Origin of the sequence: Endozoicomonas arenosclerae (assembly GCF_001562015.1) — a bacterium.
GTDB lineage: Bacteria > Pseudomonadota > Gammaproteobacteria > Pseudomonadales > Endozoicomonadaceae > Endozoicomonas_A > Endozoicomonas_A arenosclerae.
This window is the reverse complement of sequence record NZ_LASA01000246.1, coordinates 1-1,909: the sequence shown is the minus strand read 5'-3', so window position 1 is coordinate 1,909 and position 1,909 is coordinate 1. Positions and strand designations below refer to the sequence as shown.

The following is a 1,909-nucleotide window of genomic DNA, read 5'->3' as shown; positions in this document are numbered from 1 at the left end:
GTATTTGAAGTGGCTGAGGGTTAGCTCAATCCAACGGTAACATTCGTCCTTGGAGTCCCAGCCGGGCTCCAGACAGTCTGCTTGTGAAAGGAGGCTTCTTACATCCTCCAGGGTTTTGATGAAATGGGTGTTCATGATGATTTTCATATCCTCATCATGAACGACAGTGCTGAAGTCGGCTCATTTCATGTTAGAAACCAGCCCCTTCTTCAGGCTCATTTCATATTGGAAGAGACTGCGACGGTTTTCATGAGATTCATGTGAATACAATGGAGGGGTTCTGGTCGCTGTTGCGTTCCTGGTTGCGTCCTCATCGGGGTATATCACAAGAGAAGTTACCGCTGTATTTGGGTTTCTTCGAGTGCCTGCACAATATCAAGAAGCGCGGGAAAGCAGCTCTAACCGGTCTTCTGGGAGTGTTGTTTGGATAACTCCCCGGAATCCATTAAGAGCCAAAGGCAATTTGTGACCCGTCAAGCAGACCCTCTGCAATCAGCAGAAATTCTGGAAAACATTGCCAAGCATGGTGACTTTCCCTTGCTCTATCGTGATGCTGCCCAATTTTATGCAGGTTTTGGTCGCTTCAGTGAAGCGATTCAGGCTCTGCGGGCTTTATTGAAAGGTGATTTACCCGACAGTCTTCGCGAATCGATTGAAAACCAGCTGGAATGTTATGAGTTGGCCAATGCCCCCAGCAGAGTTTCTGATACTACCCAAGGCGCATCGGGTATTGACAGCCAATGGCTTCCAGAGAGCCATACTAAAAAAGCATCACCTAAATCTAAGCCCAAAGGCAAAGGGAAAGGCAGGAAAAAAGGGAAAGGCAGTGAAAGCCCACAGGCAAAAGGCAGTAAAAAATCTCACCCACTTGAAAAAGATTCTAAAGCCAGATCAAAACAACCTGGAGAATCTGTGTCGGACTCTACTGACAGTCCTTTTGAAGTGCAGCCAGAAGAGTCTTTACCCAATATTTCTGGTATTGATTTAGAACAGACTTCCGAAGCCAGTACCTCTTATATACAACCCGATCCAGTAAAGAAAAAGCCGACTGTTTCAAGTCACTCATCTAGTGGCTCGTCCAGTCACTCGTCCAGCCACTCCTCCAGTCTCTTTGTTCCGGAAGGCAGCTGGCTCTCTGATCACGACCCAAAAGTGGGTCGTTTTTATTCTGAAATCAACCCCGTTAGAAACAGTTTTGATTTAAAAGTTGAAGCCGCTTTGATAGGTGGCTGGCTGGAGAGGGAAAAACATAAACCTGTTTATGGTCGTGTTTGTGAAGAAGCAGCCTGGTTTTATTTACGGCAGCTGGAAATGCCTTTTGACAGTTTTGAGCTCCTGCCAGGTGATCACGCTGAGGACAAAAATGAACTTTTCCACCTCGCTGGTCAATGGCTCAGCAAAACAGAAGCCTGCTATCTAAATGTCAATCGAGGGTCGGGCAGTAATGCGGATGAGCTTGAATACCTGATATTACAGCGTTATGACAACTGCCCGGACCTGAAAGCCGATCCGGAATACCGTAAACGCCTAAGATCAATCTGTTCATCTAGAGGCCATCTTTACTCATTGATGGCCACTCATTCCACCAAGCGCAAGCAACATTCGAAGATGACAGAACGCTATCGTGCTTTTTATCAATTAAAAACACTGGCAGATCCAGGTTTTAGTGCATCGTGAAAACCCACGTCCTATGGACGTGGTCATGAATGGTTGGCTTCGCCTGCCATGAACTACCCATGCTACTCCTTATCTCTGAGTTGTCCCCACAACTACTAGAGATAGGAAGTAACATGAGTAGATTTGAAAAGTTAACGCATGTCATTTGGCATTGCCAATATCATATAGTTTGGGTGCCAAAATACAGGTTTCGAGTCCTGACCGGGGCAGTGAAAGCCGAGGTTTATAACAG

Annotated in this window: 3 protein-coding genes; all 3 read left to right on the top strand. The window is 46.3% G+C overall.

Annotation, left to right across the window (positions count from 1 at the left end; translation table 11 throughout):
* Nucleotides 1-260: 260 nt before the first annotated feature.
* Nucleotides 261-431, top strand: coding sequence for a hypothetical protein (locus tag WG89_RS29920; RefSeq protein WP_216638585.1), 171 nt, complete (start codon nt 261-263; stop codon nt 429-431).
* Nucleotides 424-1,677 (top strand): tetratricopeptide repeat protein, encoded by a 1,254-nt coding sequence (locus WG89_RS28315; RefSeq protein ID WP_062271114.1) that lies wholly within the window; start codon nt 424-426, stop codon nt 1,675-1,677. Before WG89_RS29920 ends, WG89_RS28315 begins: the two co-directional genes overlap by 8 nt.
* 113 nt (nt 1,678-1,790) lie before the next feature.
* A partial coding sequence (locus tag WG89_RS29915; protein WP_172806846.1) for a transposase occupies nt 1,791-1,909 on the top strand: 119 nt, incomplete at its 3' end.